The organism is Pseudoxanthomonas suwonensis 11-1, assembly GCF_000185965.1.
Lineage (GTDB): Bacteria > Pseudomonadota > Gammaproteobacteria > Xanthomonadales > Xanthomonadaceae > Pseudoxanthomonas > Pseudoxanthomonas suwonensis_A.
The window spans coordinates 2,242,024-2,262,544 of record NC_014924.1 but is presented as its reverse complement, the minus strand read 5'-3'; the positions used below and the strand labels follow the sequence as shown (position 1 = coordinate 2,262,544).

15 protein-coding genes and 8 tRNA genes are annotated in these 20,521 nt (G+C 69.0%); 12 read left to right on the top strand and 11 right to left on the bottom strand.

Going from position 1 to position 20,521, the window contains the following annotated elements; translation table 11 throughout:
• Window positions 1-63: 63 nt before the first annotated feature.
• From PSESU_RS10295 to PSESU_RS10270, 6 genes are all read right to left on the bottom strand, one after another.
• Entirely contained in the window at window positions 64-819 is a 756-nt protein-coding gene (locus tag PSESU_RS10295; RefSeq protein ID WP_013535710.1) for a Bax inhibitor-1/YccA family protein, read from the bottom strand.
• Window positions 820-1,021: 202 nt separating this feature from the next.
• A tRNA-Leu gene (locus PSESU_RS10290) sits at window positions 1,022-1,107 on the bottom strand.
• A 92-nt stretch (window positions 1,108-1,199) separates the two neighbouring features.
• A tRNA-Lys gene (locus tag PSESU_RS10285) sits at window positions 1,200-1,275 on the bottom strand.
• A 91-nt stretch (window positions 1,276-1,366) separates the two neighbouring features.
• Window positions 1,367-1,443 (bottom strand) — tRNA-His (locus tag PSESU_RS10280).
• A gap of 47 nt (window positions 1,444-1,490) precedes the next feature.
• Window positions 1,491-1,567: transfer RNA gene (locus tag PSESU_RS10275), tRNA-Arg, on the bottom strand.
• A 38-nt stretch (window positions 1,568-1,605) separates the two neighbouring features.
• Window positions 1,606-1,682, bottom strand: a tRNA-Pro gene (locus tag PSESU_RS10270).
• Between the two features lie 244 nt (window positions 1,683-1,926).
• Here PSESU_RS10270 and tig point away from each other — a divergent pair.
• From tig to PSESU_RS10230, 8 genes are all read left to right on the top strand, one after another.
• Window positions 1,927-3,225 carry a trigger factor gene (gene tig, locus PSESU_RS10265; protein WP_013535709.1) on the top strand — a complete coding sequence of 433 codons (1,299 nt, stop codon included), beginning with the start codon at window positions 1,927-1,929 and terminating at the stop codon, window positions 3,223-3,225.
• Window positions 3,226-3,328: 103 nt separating this feature from the next.
• On the top strand, window positions 3,329-3,952 hold the full coding sequence (gene clpP / locus PSESU_RS10260; RefSeq protein WP_428992100.1) for an ATP-dependent Clp endopeptidase proteolytic subunit ClpP: 624 nt from the start codon (window positions 3,329-3,331) through the stop codon (window positions 3,950-3,952).
• A gap of 150 nt (window positions 3,953-4,102) precedes the next feature.
• The gene (clpX, locus tag PSESU_RS10255) at window positions 4,103-5,392 is read left to right on the top strand and encodes an ATP-dependent Clp protease ATP-binding subunit ClpX (RefSeq protein ID WP_013535707.1); all 1,290 of its coding nucleotides are present in this window, start codon (window positions 4,103-4,105) and stop codon (window positions 5,390-5,392) included.
• Window positions 5,393-5,570: 178 nt separating this feature from the next.
• Entirely contained in the window at window positions 5,571-8,039 is a 2,469-nt protein-coding gene (gene lon / locus PSESU_RS10250) for an endopeptidase La (RefSeq protein WP_013535706.1), read from the top strand.
• Window positions 8,040-8,251: 212 nt separating this feature from the next.
• Window positions 8,252-8,524, top strand: a complete 273-nt coding sequence (locus PSESU_RS10245) for an HU family DNA-binding protein (protein ID WP_013535705.1) — start codon at window positions 8,252-8,254, stop codon at window positions 8,522-8,524.
• 32 nt (window positions 8,525-8,556) lie between these two features.
• Window positions 8,557-8,631, top strand: a tRNA-Val gene (locus PSESU_RS10240).
• Between the two features lie 79 nt (window positions 8,632-8,710).
• Window positions 8,711-8,787, top strand: a tRNA-Asp gene (locus tag PSESU_RS10235).
• 372 nt (window positions 8,788-9,159) lie between these two features.
• Entirely contained in the window at window positions 9,160-11,124 is a 1,965-nt protein-coding gene (locus PSESU_RS10230) for a peptidyl-prolyl cis-trans isomerase (RefSeq protein WP_013535704.1), read from the top strand.
• A gap of 305 nt (window positions 11,125-11,429) precedes the next feature.
• On the opposite strand, the gene PSESU_RS10225 is transcribed toward PSESU_RS10230, so the two are convergent.
• Together PSESU_RS10225 and gloB are read right to left on the bottom strand one after the other, a co-directional pair.
• Window positions 11,430-12,578 carry a lytic transglycosylase domain-containing protein gene (locus tag PSESU_RS10225; protein ID WP_049782441.1) on the bottom strand — a complete coding sequence of 383 codons (1,149 nt, stop codon included), beginning with the start codon at window positions 12,576-12,578 and terminating at the stop codon, window positions 11,430-11,432.
• A gap of 29 nt (window positions 12,579-12,607) precedes the next feature.
• Window positions 12,608-13,366: a hydroxyacylglutathione hydrolase gene (gene gloB, locus PSESU_RS10220; protein ID WP_013535702.1), complete on the bottom strand. Its 759-nt coding sequence runs from the start codon at window positions 13,364-13,366 to the stop codon at window positions 12,608-12,610.
• 12 nt (window positions 13,367-13,378) lie between these two features.
• On the opposite strand from gloB, the gene PSESU_RS10215 reads away from it, so the two are divergent.
• The 3 genes from PSESU_RS10215 to dnaQ are packed head-to-tail and all read left to right on the top strand — an operon-like array spanning window position 13,379 to window position 15,244.
• A complete protein-coding gene (locus PSESU_RS10215; RefSeq protein WP_013535701.1) occupies window positions 13,379-14,029 on the top strand; it encodes a hypothetical protein in 651 nt (216 codons plus the stop codon).
• A 14-nt stretch (window positions 14,030-14,043) separates the two neighbouring features.
• Window positions 14,044-14,490: a ribonuclease HI gene (gene rnhA / locus PSESU_RS10210; RefSeq protein ID WP_013535700.1), complete on the top strand. Its 447-nt coding sequence runs from the start codon at window positions 14,044-14,046 to the stop codon at window positions 14,488-14,490.
• A gap of 10 nt (window positions 14,491-14,500) precedes the next feature.
• Window positions 14,501-15,244: a DNA polymerase III subunit epsilon gene (gene dnaQ, locus PSESU_RS10205; RefSeq protein ID WP_013535699.1), complete on the top strand. Its 744-nt coding sequence runs from the start codon at window positions 14,501-14,503 to the stop codon at window positions 15,242-15,244.
• Window positions 15,245-15,271: 27 nt separating this feature from the next.
• Here dnaQ and PSESU_RS10200 read toward each other — a convergent pair whose 3' ends face one another.
• Complete coding sequence (locus tag PSESU_RS10200) at window positions 15,272-15,976, bottom strand: PP2C family protein-serine/threonine phosphatase (protein WP_013535698.1); 705 nt, start codon at window positions 15,974-15,976, stop codon at window positions 15,272-15,274.
• 159 nt (window positions 15,977-16,135) lie between these two features.
• Between PSESU_RS10200 and PSESU_RS10195 the strand changes: the two genes are divergently transcribed.
• Window positions 16,136-16,226 (top strand) — tRNA-Ser (locus tag PSESU_RS10195).
• Window positions 16,227-16,900: 674 nt separating this feature from the next.
• Here the strand turns inward: PSESU_RS10195 and PSESU_RS15715 are convergent.
• Together PSESU_RS15715 and PSESU_RS10185 are read right to left on the bottom strand one after the other, a co-directional pair.
• Window positions 16,901-17,956, bottom strand: a complete 1,056-nt coding sequence (locus PSESU_RS15715) for a fimbrial protein (protein ID WP_049782330.1) — start codon at window positions 17,954-17,956, stop codon at window positions 16,901-16,903.
• Entirely contained in the window at window positions 17,957-20,506 is a 2,550-nt protein-coding gene (locus PSESU_RS10185) for a fimbria/pilus outer membrane usher protein (protein ID WP_049782329.1), read from the bottom strand. It lies immediately after the preceding gene.
• Window positions 20,507-20,521: the final 15 nt, after the last annotated feature.

The window sequence follows — 20,521 nt, the reverse complement described above, 5'->3', positions numbered from 1 at the left end:
AAGCCAGGCAAAAGAAAAGGGCGCCCCGGGGGCGCCCTTTCCTGTTCCGCCAGCGGCAGGCGGTCAGTCGCGCGACTGCAGCTTGGCCAGCAGGCGCAGAAACTCGATGTACAGCCACACCAGGGTGACCATCAGGCCGAAGGCGCCATACCACTCCATGAACTTCGGCGCGCCCTGCTCGACGCCGGTCTCGATGAAGTCGAAGTCCAGCACCAGGTTCAGGGCCGCGATCACCACCACGAACAGGCTGAAGCCGATGCCGATCAGGCCGGACTCGTGGATGAAGGGGATCTGGATGTTGAAGAAGCCCAGCACGATGGTGGCCAGGTAGACCAGGGCGATGCCGCCGGTGGCCGCCACGACGCCGAGCTTGAAGTTCTCGGTGGCGCGGATCAGGCCGCTGCGGTAGGCGAACAGCAGGGCGAACAGGGTGCCGAAGGTCAGCATCACCGCCTGCATCACGATGCCTGGGTAGCGCGCCTCGAACATGGAGGAGATGGCGCCCAGGAACAGGCCCTCGACCAGCGCGTAGGCCGGCGCGGTCACCGGCGCCCATTCCTTCTTGAAGATGGTGACCAGGGCCAGGATGAAGCCGCCGATCAGGCCGCCCCAGACATAGCCCATGCCGGTCACGCCGTACTCGGTGACCTGCACCTGCGACCAGGCGAAGGAGGCGGTCAGCACCGCCAGCAGCAGCAGGATGCCGGTCTTGTTGACCGTGCCGTTGAGGGTCATCGCACCGCCGTCGCGCGACACGACGGTGCCGCTGCCGAGGTCGAGGAAGGTGGATTCCTTGAGTGCGGGATTGCCGCTGCGCATGCTTTCGCTCCGTCGAATGATTGGACTGCCCGAAGGATACAGGCAGCAGGCGGAGCAGGGCATGACCGGCCGACCGGCGGATGCGACCGCCTGGCATTCCGGGCCCACGCTGGCGCCGGGCCCCGCGTGGCAGGGCCGGCATGGTCGTCTTGAGCGGCCGGGCTGGTGCGCTGCGTGCGCCGTCGGCGCGGGCAGCAGGGGATGGTGCGAAAGGCGGGACTCGAACCCGCACGGGGGTTACCCGCTGGAACCTAAATCCAGTGCGTCTACCAATTCCGCCACTTTCGCGTGCGGCGCATTCTAGCGCGCCCCGCATGCCGCCCCGCGCATGCGGTTCTACAACGAAAAACGCCCGGCGATGCCGGGCGCTTTCTACAGGGTGGTGGGCCGTCAAGGATTCGAACCTTGGACCTACTGATTAAGAGTCAGCTGCTCTACCAACTGAGCTAACGGCCCCTGAAACCTGAGCCGCGCAGTGTAATGACACTTTGCGACCCTTGCAATACCGGGATTGAAAAAATCTTTCCGCGGCACCGACTTTGAAGGGTGGGGTGGCTGAGGGGATTCGAACCCCCGACCACTGGAATCACAATCCAGTACTCTAACCAACTGAGCTACAGCCACCACATTTGGAACAACTTCCGGAACGGTTACCCGCCATCCGCCCGTACTGGCGCGCCTGGCAGGAATCGAACCTGCAACCGCCGGCTTAGAAGGCCGGTGCTCTATCCGGTTGAGCTACAGGCGCACAACACGGTTTCGCATCGCCCTGCTGTCGCAGCAGGATGGTCGGGGTAGAGGGATTCGAACCCCCGACATCCTGCTCCCAAAGCAGGCGCGCTACCAGACTGCGCTATACCCCGGCGTTCTGGTTCCGGCTCCGGCAGGCCGGAATCCGGCTCCCGGAGCGACCACCGCTCCGCAAGGCCGGCTATTGTCCTGAATGCGCGATGCGCCTGTCAATGGCATCGTGACGAATACTGGCGCGCCCGCCGGGGATCGGCCAAACTACCGCGTTTTCCGCGCACGCCGGCAGGATGTCGGCGCTGTCCGTCCACCTAAACCGATCGACCCGCGGCATGCGCCGCGGCGCAGGAGCCGAACCACATGCAAGTTTCCGTCGAATCCACGGGCAACCTCGAGCGTCGCCTTAACTTCAGCCTGCCGGCGGAGCAGCTGGAGGCCGGCGTCAGTGGCCGCCTGCGCGAGATCGCGCGCACCGTCCGCATCAAGGGCTTCCGTCCGGGCAAGGTCCCGGCCAAGGTGGTCGAGCAGCGCTTCGGCGAGCAGGTCAAGGCCGAGGTGCTCGGCGCCCTGGTCCGCCAGGCCTTCGACTCGGCGATCCGCGAGAACGAGCTGCAGCTGGCAGGCTCGCCGCGCATCGATCGCGCCGGCGAGGGCGAGCTGGACTTCGTCGCCACCTTCGAGGTGGTGCCGGACTTCGGCGAGATCGACGTCGCCAAGCTGCAGGTGATCCGCCACACCGCCGAGGTCACCGACGCCGACATCGACCAGATGATCGAGAACCTGCGCCTGCAGCGCCGCACCTGGAACAAGGTGGAGCGCGCGGCGGCCGAGGGCGACATGGTCGTCGGCACCCTGTGGACCCAGGTCGGCGACTTCCGCCAGCCGGCCGAGGGCGAGGAGCGCTTCTCCACCGTGATCGGCTCGGCCCAGCTGCTGCCGGCGCTGGAGGCCGCGCTGGCCGGCCTGGAGCAGGGCAGCGAGCACGTCATCGACGTGGCCTTCCCGGAAAACTGGCGCCAGGCCGAGCTGGCCGGCAAGACCGCCCAGGTCCACGTGGTCCTGCAGCAGGTCTCCGAGCCGGTCCTGCCGGAAGTCGATGCCGCGTTCATCAAGAGCTTCGGCGTCAAGAGCGGCGAGATGGACAAGTTCCGCGACGACATCCGCACCAACCTGGAGCGCGAGCTCAAGGGTGCGCTGATGAACCGCCTGCGCCGCGAGGTCGGCGAGCAGCTGACCGCCACCTGGGCCCACGTCGAGCTGCCGCCGCGCGTGGTCGAGAACGAGGCCCGCGGCATGTTGGCCCAGCAGGTCGAGCAGATCCGCCGCAGCACCGGCCGCGACCCGGGCCAGCCGCCGGCCGACGCTTGGCAGCAGTTCCTGGAGCCGGCGCGCAAGCGCGTCCTGGCCGGCCTGCTGGTGGGCGAGGTCGCCCGCCGCAACGAGCTGCGCCTGGACCCCAAGCGCCTGAACGACACCCTGCGCCTGATCGCCTCGACCTACGAGGAGCCGGAGGCGGTCATTGAGATGTACCGCAACGACCCCCAGCTGATGCAGGGACTGCAGGCCCGGGTGATGGAAGAGCAGGTGATCGACTGGATCGCCGAGCGCGCCCAGCACACCGAGCAGGCGCTGTCGTTCCAGGAAGCGATCCGGGCATGATGGCGCCGTGGCGGCGGGCTGGCTGAACCCACCCGCCGCCGCAGCCGGCCGGAGCTTCCGGCCAAGCACCCCCAATGACGCAAGAGGCGCCTCGAGCATGAGCATGATTCCGACCAAAGCCCTTAACCTGGTCCCGATGGTGGTCGAGCAGACCAGCCGCGGTGAGCGCGCCTACGACATCTATTCCCGCCTGCTGAAGGAGCGGGTGATCTTCCTGGTCGGCCCGGTCGAGGACCACGTCGCCAACGTGATCATCGCCCAGATGCTGTTCCTGGAAGCGGAGAACCCGGAGAAGGACATCAGCCTGTACATCAACTCGCCGGGCGGGCTGGTGACGGCGGGCATGGCCATCTACGACACCATGCAGTACATCAAGCCGGACGTGAGCACCATCTGCGTCGGCCAGGCCGCCTCCATGGGCGCCGTGCTGCTGGCCGCCGGCGCCGCTGGCAAGCGCTACGCCCTGCCCAACTCGCGGGTGATGATCCACCAGCCGCTGGGCGGCTTCCAGGGCCAGGCCACCGACATCGACATCCACGCGCGCGAGATCCTGTCCATGCGCGCCCGCCTGAACGAGATCCTGGCCCAGCACACCGGCCAGAGCATCGAGACCATCGCCCGGGACACCGAGCGCGACAACTTCAAGAGCGCCGCCGAGGCCAAGGCCTACGGGCTGGTGGACGAGGTCCTGGAGCGCCGCCCGGACGAGTCGATCCAGGCCGGCTGACGGGCCGGCCGCTGGGCGTGAAGACCCCGCGGCCCCCCTTCACACCCCACCGGGAAACGGGTCCGGCGCGCTTCTGGCGCGGTTCCGGCCCTGTGCTATTCTCGGCCCCAAACCCGCCCCGGCGGGACGCAATACTGGAAAAGCAAAAGCATGAGCGAAGACCGGCAAGGCCGTACCGGCGACGGCAACAAGATCCTCTACTGCTCCTTCTGCGGGAAGAGCCAGCACGAGGTGCGCAAGCTGATCGCCGGCCCCAGCGTGTTCATCTGCGATGAATGCGTGGAGCTCTGCAACGACATCATCCGCGAGGAACTCGAGGAGAAGGCGCAGTCGGCGCGTAGCTCGCTGCCCAAGCCGCGCGAGATCCTCGAGGTCCTGGACCAGTACGTGATCGGCCAGCAGCGGGCGAAGAAGACCCTCGCCGTGGCCGTGTACAACCACTACAAGCGCATCGAGAGCCGCCAGCGCAACGAGGACGTCGAGCTGGCCAAGTCGAACATCCTGCTGGTCGGTCCGACCGGCTCGGGCAAGACCCTGTTGGCCGAAACCCTGGCCCGGCTGCTCAACGTGCCGTTCACGATCGCCGATGCGACCACGCTCACCGAGGCCGGCTACGTCGGCGAGGACGTGGAGAACATCATCCAGAAGCTGCTGCAGAAGTGCGACTACGACGTCGAGAAGGCGCAGCAGGGCATCGTGTACATCGACGAGATCGACAAGATCTCGCGCAAGAGCGAGAACCCGTCGATCACCCGCGACGTGTCCGGCGAGGGCGTGCAGCAGGCGCTGCTGAAGCTGATCGAGGGCACCGTGGCCTCGGTGCCGCCGCAGGGCGGGCGCAAGCATCCGCAGCAGGAATTCCTGCAGGTGGACACCAAGAACATCCTGTTCATCGTCGGCGGCGCGTTCGCCGGCCTGGACAAGATCATCCAGCAGCGCAGCAGCGATGCCGGCGGCATCGGCTTCGGCGCCAAGGTCAAGAGCAGCAAGGTCAAGGCCGACACCGGCAAGCTGCTGGCCGAGGTCGAGCCGGAGGACCTGATCAAGTTCGGCCTGATCCCGGAGTTCGTCGGCCGCCTGCCGGTGGTGGCGACCCTGGAGGAGCTGGACGAGCCCGCGCTGGTCAAGATCCTGACCGAGCCCAAGAACGCGATCACCAAGCAGTTCAGGAAGCTGTTCGAGATGGAAGGCGTGGAGCTGGAGTTCCGGCCCGACGCGCTGTCGGCGATCGCCCGCAAGGCGCTCAAGCGCAAGACCGGCGCCCGCGGCCTGCGCACCATCGTCGAGTCGGTGCTGCTGGACACCATGTACGACCTGCCGTCGCAGGAGAACGTCAGCAAGGTGGTGGTGGACGAGTCGGTCATCGAGCACAAGACCGAGCCGTACCTGATCTACCAGACCCCGCCGGCGGCCCCGCCCAAGGTGGCTTCGGCCGACTGACGGCCGCCGCCCGGCAGACGCTGCATCCGGCCCCCGCCACCGCCAGGTGACGGGGGCTTTCTTTTCCCAAGTCATTGATCCGGAAGGCGATTGCGGGTGCGTCTTGCAACGGTTCCGGAGAGCCCCCATAACGGGGTGACGCGGCCCCCGGCCGTGGCCAAAGTTTTCCGGAGCCTCCATGTCCCGCACCCGATCCGACGCCCTCGAACTGCCCGTCCTGCCCCTGCGCGACGTGGTGGTATTCCCGCACATGGTGATCCCGCTGTTCGTCGGCCGGGACAAGTCCATGCGCGCCCTTGAGCAGGCGATGGAGGGCGACAAGCAGATCCTGCTGGTCGCGCAGAAGTCCGCCGAGACCGACGACCCCCAGGCCGGCGACCTCTACACCGTCGGCACCCTGGCCACCGTCCTGCAGTTGCTGAAGCTTCCCGACGGCACCATCAAGGTGCTGGTCGAGGGCACGGCGCGCATGCAGGTCGGCGACATCGCCGAACGCGACGGCGCCCTGCATGGCCGTGGCGAGCTGGTCGAGGCCGACAGCAGCCGCGACCCGCGCGAGATCGAGGCGGTGGCGCGCACCCTGTCCGGCCTGTTCGAGCAGTACGTCAAGACCAACCGCAAGCTGCCCCCGGAGCTGCTGCAGACCCTGTCCGGGATCGAGGAGCCAGGCCGCCTGGCCGACACCATTTCCGCCCATATCGGCGTGCGCCTGGCCGACAAGCAGCGCCTGCTGGAGACCTTCGACACCGGCGAGCGGCTGGAGCTGCTGGTGGGCCTGGTCGAGGGCGAGATCGACGTGCAGCAGATGGAGAAGCGCATCCGCGGCCGGGTGAAGTCGCAGATGGAGCGCAGCCAGCGCGAGTACTACCTCAACGAGCAGATGAAGGCGATCCAGAAGGAGCTGGGCGACCTCGACGACTCGCCGGGCGAACTGGAGGAGCTGGCGCGCAAGATCGCCGAGGCCGGCATGCCCAAAGCGGTGGAGACCAAGGCCAAGAGCGAGCTCAACAAGCTCAAGCAGATGTCGCCGATGTCGGCCGAGGCCGCGGTGGTCCGCAACTACCTCGACTGGCTGCTGGGCGTGCCGTGGAAGAAGCGCAGCAAGGTGCGCAAGGACCTCAAGGCCGCGCAGGACACCCTGGACGCCGACCACTACGGCCTGGACAAGGTCAAGGAACGCATCCTCGAGTACCTGGCGGTGCAGTCGCGGGTCAAGCAGATGAAGGGCCCGATCCTGTGCCTGGTCGGCCCGCCGGGCGTGGGCAAGACCTCGCTGGGCCAGTCCATCGCCAAGGCCACCAACCGCAAGTTCGTGCGCATGTCGCTTGGCGGCGTGCGCGACGAGGCCGAGATCCGTGGCCATCGCCGGACCTACGTCGGTTCGATGCCGGGCCGCATCGTGCAGAACCTCAACAAGGTCGGCACGAAGAACCCGCTGTTCGTGCTGGACGAGATCGACAAGATGTCGATGGACTTCCGCGGCGATCCGTCCTCGGCGCTGCTCGAGGTGCTGGACCCGGAGCAGAACCACAGCTTCAACGACCACTACCTGGAGGTCGACCTGGACCTGTCCGAAGTGATGTTCGTGGCGACCTCCAACTCGCTGAACATCCCGGGGCCGCTGCTTGACCGCATGGAGGTCATCCGCATCCCGGGCTACACCGAGGACGAGAAGCTGAGCATCGCCACCCGCTACCTGGTGCCGAAGCAGCAGAAGGCCAACGGCCTCAAGCCGGAGGAGCTGTCGATCGCCGAGGACGCGATCCGCGACATCGTGCGCTACTACACGCGCGAGTCCGGCGTGCGCAACCTCGAACGCGAGATCGCCAAGATCTGCCGCAAGGTGGTCAAGGAGATCGCGCTGCGCGGCCCCGAGCCGGCGAAGAAGGCCGCGCGCAAGGCGCCGGCCAGGCGCAAGGGCGCGCTGGTGCAGGTCGATGCCGCCAACCTGGATAAGTACCTGGGCGTGCGCCGCTTCGACTTCGGCCGTGCCGAGGAGCAGAACGAGATCGGCCTGGTCACCGGCCTGGCCTGGACCGAGGTCGGCGGCGACCTGCTGCAGATCGAGGGCACCCTGGTCCCGGGCAAGGGCCAGCTGATCCTGACCGGCCAGCTGGGCGACGTCATGAAGGAATCCGCCTCGGCGGCCCTGTCGGTGGTGCGCGCGCGCGCCGAGCGGCTGGGCATCGAGGTCGACTTCCTGCAGAAGCAGGACGTCCACCTGCACGTGCCCGATGGTGCCACCCCGAAGGACGGCCCCAGCGCCGGCATCGCCATGGTCACCGCGCTGGTGTCGACCCTGACCAAGGTGCCGGTGCGCGCGGACATCGCCATGACCGGCGAGATCACCCTGCGCGGCAAGGTCACCGCCATCGGCGGCCTCAAGGAGAAGCTGCTGGCGGCGCTGCGCGGCGGCATCCGCACCGTGGTGATCCCGGAGGAGAACCGCAAGGACCTGGCCGATATCCCGGCCAACGTCACCGACGGCATGGAGATCGTCCCGGTGAAATGGATCGACGAGGTGCTGGACCTGGCGCTGGAGCGCCCGCTGGCGCCTGCCGCCGCCAAGGCGGCCGTCCGCGGCGGTGGACGGAGCGGCGGCCGCAGGCAGCGTCCTGCGCAGGACCGGACCGACGTAAAGCATTGAGCGCCCGCGAGGACGCTTGCGTCGGACCGCGGCAATGGCATGAAAAGCCCGCCATTGCTGCATTTCCGGCTTGCGGCCCATGGGAGCGCCCTGTATAACGGGCGCACCCGCCACTGGCCCGGCCAGTCCGCGGAACCAGACTTGCCGGCACGCTCCACGGATGCGACCCGGTCACATATCTCGCGGCTTGGCCGCACAGGGAGTAACTACGAATGAACAAAACCGATCTGATCGACGCCGTCGCCAGCGAAGCCGAAATCACCAAGGCCGAGGCCTCCCGTGCGGTCGATGCAGTGGTCAACTCGGTCACCAAGGCGCTGAAGAAGGGCGACGCCGTGACCCTGGTCGGCTTCGGCACTTTCCAGGTCCGCAAGCGCGCCGCCCGTACCGGCCGTAACCCGAAGACCGGCGAGACCATCAAGATCAAGGCCTCGAAGAATCCGGCGTTCAAGGCTGGCAAGGCCCTGAAGGACGCTGTAAACTGATCGGCCCGCTGCCGAGGCGGGATGCCTGACCCGGGTGCTTAGCTCAGCGGTAGAGCGTCGCCCTTACAAGGCGAGGGTCGGGGGTTCGAAACCCTCAGCACCCACCAGCTTCGGCAACGATGTGAAAAAATTTGTAAGACGGTCTTCCACAAACCGAAAAATCGTCTTACAATAGCTGTCTCACGCGGAGTGGTAGTTCAGTCGGTTAGAATGCTGGCCTGTCACGCCGGAGGTCGCGGGTTCGAGTCCCGTCCACTCCGCCATTTTTCAAGAGAAACCCCCGGGAAACCGGGGGTTTTTTCTTTTCCGCGGTCCCGCGTGCCGATGCGCGTGTTGGCCTGCATGAGGCGATGTCGCTGTACGCGCGTACAAGCGCACTCGGTGTCGATCCGTCTTCGAAGAACACGGCGTCGCCAGTCGGCGCGACACGTATGTAATGACATGCGACAGGCGGCGCGGCGGCGCGCCGATCGTGGCCCGCTTGTGTGATGGGCGTGGGCACCAACCGCGGTCGCCCGGCCTGGGTCCAGCGGCCGACGGGCGGGGCCGGCCGGCGCCGCGGCGGACAATCCGCAGGGCGCCCGCCCGGGTTACACTGCGCGGCTTACATTCGCCGCTTACCTACCGGGCCAACAATGCTGCAGAAACTCCGTGATCGGTCTTCGGGATGGGCCGCCACGATCATCATCGCCCTGCTGATGATCCCGTTCCTTTTCGTGGTCGACCAGAGCTACCTCGGTGGCATGGGTGCCAACAACGTCGCCCAGGTCAAGGCGCCGCCGTCCTGGTGGAAGGGCGCGCCGGGCTTCTGGCCGGTCTCCCTGCTATGGGAGCACGAGGAAGTCAGCGTCGAGGATTTCCGCCAGCGCCTGGAGCAGGCGCGCATGCTGGCCCGCCAGCAGCAGGGCGAGGCCTTCGATCCGCGCGAGTTCGAGGGCATCGAGAACAAGCGCCGCATCCTGGACGAGCTGGTCGACGAGAAGGTGATGCTGCTGGCATCGGCCCGCGACGGCGTGGTCGTTTCCGACGCGGCGGTGCGCGAGTACATCGCCTCGATCCCGGCCTTCCAGGTCGACGGCAAGTTCGACCAGAACGCCTACCAGATGGCGCTGTCCTCGCAGTTCCCGCCGCGCACCCCGCGCCAGTTCGAGGACCTGGTGCGCACGACCCTGCGCCAGTCGCTGGTGCCGGTCGGCGTGGGCAGCTCGGCCTTCGTCACCGATGCCGAACTCGACCGCCTGCTGCGCCTGTCCGGCGAGACCCGTGACGTCGAGCTGGCGCTGATGCCGGAGATCGCCGAGGACACCACGCCGGTGACCGACGCCGACGCCAAGGCCTGGTACGAGGCGCATACCGCCGACTTCATGAGCCCGGAAAAGGTGGCCATCGAGTACGTGGAAGTGACCGCCCTGCAGGTGCCGGAACCGGCCGCTGCCGACGAGGCCACCCTGCGCGAGCGCTACGAGGCCGAGAAGCAGCGCTTCGGTGATCCCGAGCGCCGCCTGGCCTCGCACATCCTGGTGCGCGTGCCGGAAGGTGGCGACGCCGCCGCGGCCGAGGCCAAGGCGAAGCAGCTGGCCGGGCAGGCCGCCGCGCCGGGCGCCGATTTCGCCGCCCTGGCGCGCGAGCATTCCGAGGACCCGGGTTCGCGCGATACCGGCGGCGACCTGGGCTGGGTGGAGCAGGGCATGATGGTCGAGCCCTTCGAGCAGGCCCTGTTCGCCATGCAGGCCGGCGAAACCAGCGGCCCGGTCAAGACCGAGTTCGGCTGGCATGTGCTGCAGCTGCGCGAAGTGCAGCCCGGCGCGCTGAAGCCGTTCGAGGAAGTGCGCGAGGAGCTGGCCCGCGAGCAGGCCCAGGCCGATCGCGAGCGCGCCTACAGCGAGCTGCTCGGCCGCCTGACCGACCTGGCCTACGAGAATCCGTCCTCGCTGGAGCCGGCCGCCAACGAGCTGAAGCTGGAGCTGCGCAAGCTCGGCCCGTTCAGCCGCGATGACATGGTCGGCATCGCCGCCGCGCCGGAGGTCAAGCGCGCCGCGTTCTCCGAGGAACTGGTCGAGGACGGCACCGCCAGCGATCCGATCGAGATCGGCCCGCAGCACAACGTGGTCATCCGCGTGGTCGAGCACCAGCCGGCCGCCGCCCGCGCGCTGGCCGACGTCCGCGCCGAGGTCGAGGCCGCGGTGCGTGCAGACCGCACCAGCAAGGCCGCGATCGCCGCTGCCGAAGCGGCGCTGGAACGCCTGCGCAAGGGCGAGGCCATGGCCGCCGTGGTCGGCAGCGAAGGCGAGGTCATGCCGCTGCCGGGCCTGCCGCGTGGCGCCCCGGCGCCGACCCCGGAAGCCAACCGCGCGATCTTCAGCGCGCCGGTGCCGGAAGAGGGCAAGGCCACGTTTGGCCGCTTCGCCCTGCCGGATGGCCGCCAGGCGGTGTTCGCGGTCAACGCCGTGCACCCGGGCAAGCCGGAGGAACTTCCGCAGGAGCAGCGCGCCATGCTGCGCCAGCAGTTCGCCCAGGTCGATGGTGCGACCATGGCCCAGGACTACATCCGTCGCGTCCGCAGCCAGTTCAAGGTGCAGGTCGACGAAAGCCAGCTCTGACCGGGCTGGCTGTATGACGAAGGCGCGGGCCCGCAAGGTCCGCGCCTTTTTCTTTGCGCGTTCGTTGGCTTCGCCGTGGGCGGGGAGCCGGCGTTACCCCGGTCGTGAGGCGGTGCAGGGCATTGCGTCCGCGCACGCCTGCGAACCGGACTTCGTTGCCGTGGCCCGCGCAACGTTCAGGAGATGCCTGCAGGTCGGGATGCGCGCCGGCGGTCTTGGTTGATTGGGGCGCGCAGCGCCGCTACGCGACACCCATGTCGCGAAGGGCGCGCTGCGGCAGGCCGCAACGGGCGACAGCAGCCGCCTCAATCCTCGATGCGCAGCTTCATTCCCGGCCGCAGCACGCTGTTCGGGCCGAGGTTGTTGAGCTCCAGCAGCTTCCGCACCGCGACGCCATAGCGGCGGGCGATGGCCCAGGCCGATTCGCCGCTGCGCACGGTATGCACGCGGGCGTTGCCGGTTGCGGCCGTGGCGGTCGCGGCAGCGGCCGGCTCATTGGCCGGGGCGGTGGCGCGGATCGCATCCAGCGCCACCGGCGGCGGCGCGGCGATTGCCGGCACCAGGGCCAGCGGCGGGCTGGTCCAGCGGTGGGCCAGTGCAGGATTGAGCCGGCGCAGCAGGTCCGCGTCCTGGCCATTGCCCATCGCCCACGCGTGCAGGTTGCCGGCGCCTTCCAGCGGTCGCGCTTCCAGCGCCAGCACCGGGCGGTCGAGCCGCGCCAGCCACTCGTCCTGCTCGCCGGCCTGCTTCAGCACGCAGCCCAGGGCGTGGAGCTTGTCCACGTAGGCATAGGTGATCGGCGACAGGCCCTGCAGCGAGGAGGGCTTGGCTTCCAGCGCGCCGGCGCCAGTGCGGCGCAGGGCCTGCAGCACGCGCGACTCGCCGGCGTTGTAGGCCATGGCTGTCAGCCGCCAGTTGCCACCGAGCATGCCGTTGAGCTTGCGCAGGTACTCGACCGCCGCACGGGTGGACTCGGCCGGCGACAGGCGGCCGTCGTAGCCCTTGTGCACCGGCACGCCCTGGTCGCGCGCGGTCTGGGTGATGAACTGCCACAGGCCGGCCGGGCCGGCGGCGTTGCGCGCCCCGGGCGCGTAGCCGCTCTCGACGAACGGGATCAGCGCGTACTCGGTTGGCAGGTGCGCCTCGCGCAGGGCTTCGACCACGTAGCCGAACAGCGGCAGGACATCGCTGTCCGGATCGGCCAGGCGCGAGGGGGCGTGGCGGAAATGGGCCTGGTAGCGGGTGGTGCCGGCGTCGCAGCCGGGTTCGGCCAGGCCTTCGCGGAAGGCCTGGAAGATCTCGCGTCCGTTGCGCATGCCTTCGGGCATGGCTGCATCGCCCGTCGCTGCATCTTCGGCCGGGGCCGGCAGGAAGCCCGGAGCGGCTGCATCGACCGGTGGTACCGGGTCCACGGCGGCGGGTGGAGCCTCCTGCGCGAAAGCCACGCAGGACATCGCCACCAGGGCCGCTGGCCAGGCGCGCCTCACGCGGCGAACCCGTCTTTCCAGGCGCGCAGGGCGCCGAAACACTCCGCATCGCTACGCGGGGCGTGGCCGAGGCGGGCCGCGGCAGCCTCGCGCACGGCCGCCTCGGCGCAGCGCAGGAAGGGGTTGGTCTGGAGCTCGCTGGCCAGGGTCACCGGCAGGGTCGGCTCGCCAGCCTGGCGCTGGGCCACGGCCTCGGCGCGACGGCGGGCAAGGGCGGGGTTGCCGGGCTCCACGGCCACGGCGAAAGCGGCATTGGCCAGGGTGTATTCGTGGCCGCAGCAGACCAGGGTTTCGCCCGGGAGGCCGGCCAGGCGTTGCAGGGAAGCGTGCATCTGTTCGGCATCTCCTTCGAACATGCGGCCACATCCCAGGCTGAAGAGGGTATCTCCGCAGAACAGGACGCCATCGACCAGGTAGGCGACATGGCTGCTGGTGTGCCCGGGCACGGCGATCACCCGTACTTCGCGGCCGGCGACCTGCAGCCTTGCTCCATCCACGGCGCGCTCGCTGGCGTAAGGGATGCGCGGGTCCTCCGGGGCGATCACCGGCAGTGCCGGCCAGCGCTCGAGCAGTTCCGGCACCCCGGCGCAGTGGTCGCCGTGGTGGTGGGTAAGCAGGATGGCGGCGGGCACCAGCCCGCGCGAGGCGGCGGCCAGCACCGGCTCGGCCGAGCCGGGATCCACCACCAGCGCCCTGTCTGCACCCATGGCCCAGACATAGTTGTCCTGCAATGCCGGCAGCGGGGTCGGTCGCATAGAATCGGGACCATGCCTGCGCCCGACACCCGTCGTCAACCCGGTGCCCCGGCCTGGTTCAGTGCCCCGCAGGGGCGGATCCTGCTGGCGGCGGAGCGCCAGTGGGTGCTGCAGCGGCTGGCTGAACGGCCCGTCCAGCCCTGGCTGTGGCTGTGCCCGGAGGCTCCCGAGGAGTGGACTCCGCCCGCCGCGCGCGGGCTGCTGCTGCATGGCGGGCACGAGGGCTACCTGGGCGGAGTGCGCTGCCGCCTGCCGCTGCCGGTGGCCAGCGGATGCCTGGCCAGCGTGGTCATCCAGCACGCCCCTTCGGCCGGCCTGCAGCCGCTGCTGGAGGAGTGCGAGCGGGTGCTGATGGACGGCGGCCGGCTGTGGCTGTGCACGTTCAACCCGTGCAGCCCCTACCGCCTGCGCGCCGGGCTGGCGGGGGTCGTGGCGCGTCCGGTGACCAGCTGGGTGCAGCGCCTGCAGGCCCTGGGGCTGGTCGCGGTGGCGCCGCCGCGTTGCGTCGGTCCGCGCTGGCGGCCACGCGAAAGTGCTGGCAATCCCGGCGGGGGCACGGCATCGTTGCGCGCCGGATGCGTGCTGGAATTCGAGAAGCGCGCGCTCGCGCCGGTCGGACCGGTGCCGGCAGGCTGGCGACCGGGCACCGCCCCGGCGGCCTGAACCACAGGATTTGAATGAAGAAGATCGAGATCCACACCGACGGCGCCTGCTCCGGCAATCCCGGGCCTGGCGGCTGGGGTGCGCTGCTGCGTTACAAGGGCCACGAGCGCGAGCTGTCCGGCGGCGAGCCGGACACCACCAACAACCGCATGGAACTGATGGCCGCCATCAGCGCCCTGGAGGCGCTGACCGAGGCCTGCGAGGTGGTGCTGTTCACCGACTCCCAGTACGTGCGCCAGGGCATCACCGAATGGATGCCCGGCTGGGTGCGCCGCGGCTGGAAGACGGCCGGCGGCGACCCGGTCAAGAACCGCGACCTGTGGGAGCGGCTGCACGCGGCCTGCCAGCGCCACAAGATCGAGTGGCGCTGGGTGAAGGGCCACAACGGCGACCCGGACAACGAGCGCGTGGACGCGATCGCGCGTGCCGCCTCCCAGCAGGCCCGGGCCGCGGCGCGGTAAACTTGCGCCGATGCGCCAGATCATCCTCGATACCGAAACCACCGGCCTTGAGTGGAAGAAGGGCAACCGCGTGGTCGAGATCGGCTGCGTGGAGCTGCTGGAGCGCCGCCCCAGCGGACGCAACTTCCACCGCTACCTGAAGCCGGACTGCGACTTCGAAGCCGGCGCGCAGGAAGTCACCGGCCTGACCCTCGAGTTCCTGGCCGACAAGCCGGCCTTCGAGGAGATCGTCGACGAGTTCCTCGAGTACATCGACGGCGCCGAGCTGATCATCCACAACGCGGCGTTCGACCTGGGCTTCCTCGACTACGAGCTGTCGCGCTGCGGCGCCCACCTGGGCCGGATCGTGGACCGCTGCAGCGTGGTCGATACCCTGCTGCTGGCGCGCGAGCGCTACCCCGGCCAGCGCAACTCGCTGGACGCGCTGTGCAAGCGGCTGGGCGTGGACAACTCGCATCGCCAGCTGCACGGCGCGCTGCTCGATGCCCAGATCCTCGCCGACGTCTATATCGCCCTGACCTCCGGCCAGGAGGAGATCGGCTTCGGCGATGTCGAGGCCGCATCGCGCGGTCCCGTGGTCACGACGGTCAGCTTCGCACCTGTCTCCGGCGAGCGTCCGCGCATCAGTGCCCAGCCGGAAGAGCTCGAGGCGCACGCCCGGCGCCTGGAGCGCCTGCGCAAGAAGGCCGGGCGCGCCCTGTGGGACCAGTACGAACCGCTGCCGGAACCGGAAGCCGAGCTGCAGCCGGCCTGAGCTGCGCTGGGGCCTGCGTGCGATGCCTCAGTGGCAGCGCACCAGCACCGCGGTGATGTTGTCCGAGCCGCCGCCATCCAGCGCCGCGGCCACCAGGATGTCCACGCATTCCTGCGCACTGCAGTCCTGGTAGTCCAGGACCTCGGCGATGCGCGCGTCGTCCACTTCCTCGGTCAGGCCATCGCTGCACAGCAGCAGCTGCATGCCCGGGCGCAGCTCGCCCGACATCGTCGCCACCTTCAGGTGGGCAGGATCGGTCACGCCGAGGGCCTGGGTCACGGCGCTGCGTTGCGGATGCGAACGCGCTTCCTCCGGCGTCAGGCTGCCCTGGGCGATCAGCTCCTGCACGTAGCTGTGGTCCTGGCTGAGCTGGGCCAGGCGCCCGTCGCGCCAGAGGTAGGCGCGGCTGTCGCCGATCCATGCCACCTCGAAACGGTCGCTCTGGACCCGCAGCACCACGGCGGTGGTGCCCATCGGCAGGGCGTCGTTGCGGCGGCGGGAGGCACGGATGATCTCCTCGTCGGCCACCCGCAGGGCCTGGGCCAGCGGCGTGCCCTGGCGCACCTCGCGCACGATCGCCTCGCGCGCCAGCGCGCTGGCCACTTCGCCGCAGGCGTGTCCGCCCATGCCATCGGCCACCAGCCACAGCCCCAGCTCGCTGTCGCCGTAATACGTGTCCTCGTTCAACGCCCGGCGCAGGCCGGGGTGGGTGAGGTGTCCGAATTCGATCATGAAAGCCCGGGGCGACCAGTGCGCTGGAGTAGCGTGCAATCATCCGGGCCGGCCGTGCCGCGGGCAAGCCGTGGCTGCCATGCGGTTCATGCGTGCGTGCTGCTTGTCCGCGCGCGCCGCGCCACGTATCATTCCCGCCCCGGCCGCGGCCGGGCCACCGGAGAGGTGGCAGAGTGGTTGAATGTACCTGACTCGAAATCAGGCAGGCGTTTATAGCGCCTCGGGGGTTCGAATCCCCCCCTCTCCGCCAGACGCAAATAAAAAGGCCCCCTCGCGGGGCCTTTTTATTTGCATCCGGTGAGGGGTGGCCTGGTTCGAACCCCTAGGTTCGACCACCCGCGCAGCGGGTGGCGCGAGGCGCAAAGCGCTTCGTCACAAACCGCGACAGCGGTTTGCACGGCGAAGCCGCCCGGAGGGCGAGGCTCCGCAGGAGCCGAGTGAATCCCCCCCCCACACGACGCCAGCTCTCTCACGGGTCCTTTTGTACGTCCGACGGAGCGGGTGGCGCGAGGCGCAAAGCGCCTCATCACAAAACGCGACAGCGGTTTGCATGGCGAAGCCGCCCGGAGGGCGAGGCTCCGCAGGGGCCGAGTGAGTCCATCAACAGGACGCCAGCCCTCTCAGAGGGGCCGTTTTTCGTGCGCCCGACAGAGTGGAGGGATCTGGTTCGACCCCCCCCAACACGACGCGAACTCGCTCACCGTGGCTCTTTCTCGTGTGCCAGACAGGAAGGGTGGGAACTGGTTCAGACCCCTTGGTTCGACCGCGCGCGGCAGTGGTCTACACGGCGAAGCCGCCCTGAGGGCAAGGCCCCGCAAGGGCCGAGGGAATCCCTAGTCCCATGCGGGACCGGAAATCACTTCGATGCCGTCCTGCGCAGCTGGCCGGGAAGCGGAGCTGGTTCCCCATGCACCCGCAGCCCGGCTAGTAATAACTCAATGTGAAAGTAGCCTGCCCGACCACCGTCCCCGGGCGCAGCGGATCGCCCTCGCTGCCATCCCGGTAGTACTGCACCGTCAGCCGGATCCCGCTGGTGCTCCCCGAGGGGCCAACCGTCCACTGGCCGTCGACACCGGGCTCCGGGCTGTCGGGTCCGAAGCTCATCGGCAACGCGGGGTTGTCATCGCGGTAGAGGCGCAGCTTCACTCCTCCAGCGGTCGAGGAGGCGAGCAGGCCCAGGAGCTCGCTCCGGTTTGCGGGATGGGCGTTGTCGGTCAGGGCGACGTGCACCGTGGTGCCGGGCTGGCAGGCCAGGCCGATGTCGAACGTGGTGTCGCCGGCGGTGCTGCCGCTCGAATGCAATGCCCTGGTCGATATGGTGGGCAGGGTGACGTTGATCGATGGCGTGGTCACCTCGCAGCCGACCAGTGATACCCCCCCTTCGGTGACGACAGGCGTGATGGTCTGCATCTGGGGCAGGAGCAGGCAGCCCACGCCCTCGGCGGAGGTGGAGGCCAGCAGCGTCGGCAGGCTCCCGTTATCCAGCGTGCCGGCACCGACCGGACCGGTCACCACCAGCGTGGCTTCGATGCCCGGGAGTTCACCGGGCCCGTCGAGCAGCCTGGGGATCGATATGCTTCCCGGCCCGGTGAGCCTGGTCCGGCTTCCGCCGTCGACCACGTGGAAGTTCACGCTGATTCCGGGTACGCCCGTTGCGTAGTTGCCCGACAGCGATACCAGCTCGCTGCCGATCACCTGGAACGTCTGGGTGATGGCGCAGGTCCCGCTGAACTCCGTGGCCGAGATGTTGCTGTAGGCCGTGGCCAGCGCCTGGCCACCGACCGGCGTATCGCGCCCGATCGCGTATGGGCCTGATGGCGAAAACACCGGTGCGGCGGGCGTGATCGTGACCTGGATCGCCCAGGCCGCGTCCATCCCTGCCAGCAGGGCCAGCATCGCGGCCAGCAGCCTGCATGGCAGCGGGGTTCCGGGCATGGCGACTGTCCTCATCGACTGGATCTCCCGTGCATGGCTGCTCACCTATGGATCGTCCGCGGTGCAGGTCGCGTCCTGCTTCAGCAGCCGTTCCCCCGCGTCGGCCGGCAGCTGGTACCCGAAACGGCACTGCTGGTCCTCGCCATCGCCCCAGGCCAGGCGCAGCCAGCCGCGTTCCTCGACGCCACGCACGAACAGCTGGCCGTCCTGGCCCACGAGTCCGACCTCCGCGCCGTTGGCGTCAAGCGCATTGGAGCCGAACGGCACCGCGGAGCCATCGGCGCGCCGGACCCGGAACAGCACCGCGCGCCCGCTGGTGGTTTCGAAGCGGATCCGCGCCACGCTGTGCGCATAGGGCGCGACCTGCTGGCTGGTGCTGCGGAACTCGACATCGAACCCGGAACCTTCCGGATCGATGCGCACGGTGTTCATCCGGTACGGCACCAGCTGGCTCACCACCGCATGGCCGCGACGATCGATGCGGGTACCGGCCTGGTTGGCGACCCGCGCACCTTCCGCGCCGGGTGCCTCGATCACCGCCAGCGTGTCGCCGGCCTGGTTGGCGAAGCCCAGCCCGCCCCGATGCCAGACCACGGCACCCATCGCGCCGAACGAATGCTGGCGGTAGTCGCCACTGCGGCTGGCACCGGCCGATACGGTGGCATGGCTGCCGCGGTACTGGATGTTGGCTGCCAGCGCATCCTGCCGTGGCTGCTGGCTCGCCGAGAGTCCGTAACCGAAGGTGTTGTCGCGGCCGAGGCTGCCGTGCAGGCTCTGCTGGCCCATGCGCCGCGACCCGCCCCCGAGCACGTCGTGGCTGAGGCTGGCCGACACCGAAGGTGCCCGCGGCGAACTGCCCAGCGGGAACGAGAGCGAGAACTGCGCATGCCGCCCGTACCTGCCGCTCAGCGGATCGCGCTGCCGGCCCAGCGCCAGGTTGTAGCCGATGCGCAGGTGGTACGGGCTGAAGCTGTTGCTGTAGCCGGCCTGGTACTGGGTGTCGGCGTGCTCCCGTCCGCGGTATCGCTGCGAACTGCCGCTGAGGAACAGCGCACCGCCGCGCGCGCCCAATGGCTGGCTCAGCAGCACGAGCAGCCGCTCGCGCGGCCGGTGGATCGCATCCGCATCCAGGCCGGCGCGTACCGCCTGGCGGCCGGCGAGGGTGTCGGCAAAGGTCCAGTAGCCGCGCGAGGAGTGGCGGTTCGCCGACAGCATCATTACCGTGCCCGTCGCAGGCAGCTGGTTGCTGTAGCCCAGTCGCAGGCCGTGGCCACGTTGCGGTCCGGCGCGCGGGATGTCCGCTTCTGCCGAGGTTACGTCCACGGCGAAGGCGCCGATGCCTGTGTTGAATGCCGATCCCAGCAGCAGGGCGCGGTAGTGACCGCTCGACAGCACGCCGCCATAGCCGGTGAAGCGGTCGCCGAGTCCACGTTGCAGCGTCGCCTGGGCAAGGCGGTCGCCATTGGCGGCGCGGGTATCGCGCAGCTCGCCGAGCACGATCGAGTAGCGCCAGGCTCCCGGCCGCAGCAGCTGCGGTACCGACGCATACGGCACGCTGAAACGCTGCTGGCTGCCATCCGCCTCGAGTACGGTCACTACAATGTCGCCGCCGTAGCCGGTCGGGTACAGGTCGTCGATCTCGAACGGCCCCGCAGGGACGTTCAGTTCCAGCAGCAGGCTGCCGTTCTGCTCGATACGCACCAGCGCGTTGCTGCGCGCCACGCCGCGCACCACCGGCGCGTAGCCGCGCATCGACTCGGGCAGCATGAGGTCGTTGCTGGCCAGTGCCACGCCACGGTAGGCGATGCTGTCGAACACGGCGCCGTCGCTGAAGCCATCGCCCAGGGCCAGGGTGCTGCGCCAGGCCGGGATGTCGCGCAACGCATGGCTGGCGAGGTTGCGGTAACGATGGGGATTGCCCGGTGCCGATGTGAGGGTGCCGCGCTGGCGCAGGTGCCAGCCCTGGAAATTGAAGCCACCGGTCAGGCCCAGGTAGCCGCTGCTGCTGCTCCCGGCAGCGTTGTCGCGCTGGTAGGCGTTGAGCTGGTAGGCCAGGGTGGCCGAGGTCACCCCGGGATCCCAGAACTCCGGACTGACATGGCCACGGGCGGAGCGACGCAGCAGGGCCTGCGGAATGCTTACCGCCAGCTGCAGGCGCGACTGGTCGTAATCGATGCGTGCATCCGGCACCAGCGCCGCCAGGTCGGCGCAGCCGGTTTCGCGTGCCACGGCCAACGCCGCACGTGCGTCGTCGGCGAGTTTCGCCGTATCCAGCGCCAGCTGGTCGAGGATGCTGCGGTCGATGCAGGGCATGGCGCTGCCGCCGCCGGGCGGCACGATGAAACGCACCTGGAAGCGGCCCAGCCAGTGGCCGTTGAGCTGCACGTCCACCAGGTAGTCGCCGGGCAGCACCGGATTGCCGCGTCCGAAGCGCGAGATGTCGACCTGCTGTCCGCCGGTGCCGCGCAGGAAGTCGCTGTTGAACTCGATCTCCACAGGCGGTGGTGCGGCCTCTTCGGCGTGGGCGGCGGGCAGGGCAAGCAGCAGGGCGGTGGCCAGTGGCGCCAGCGGGGGGCAGGACCTGTCGCGTCGCATCGCCATGGCGTGGGT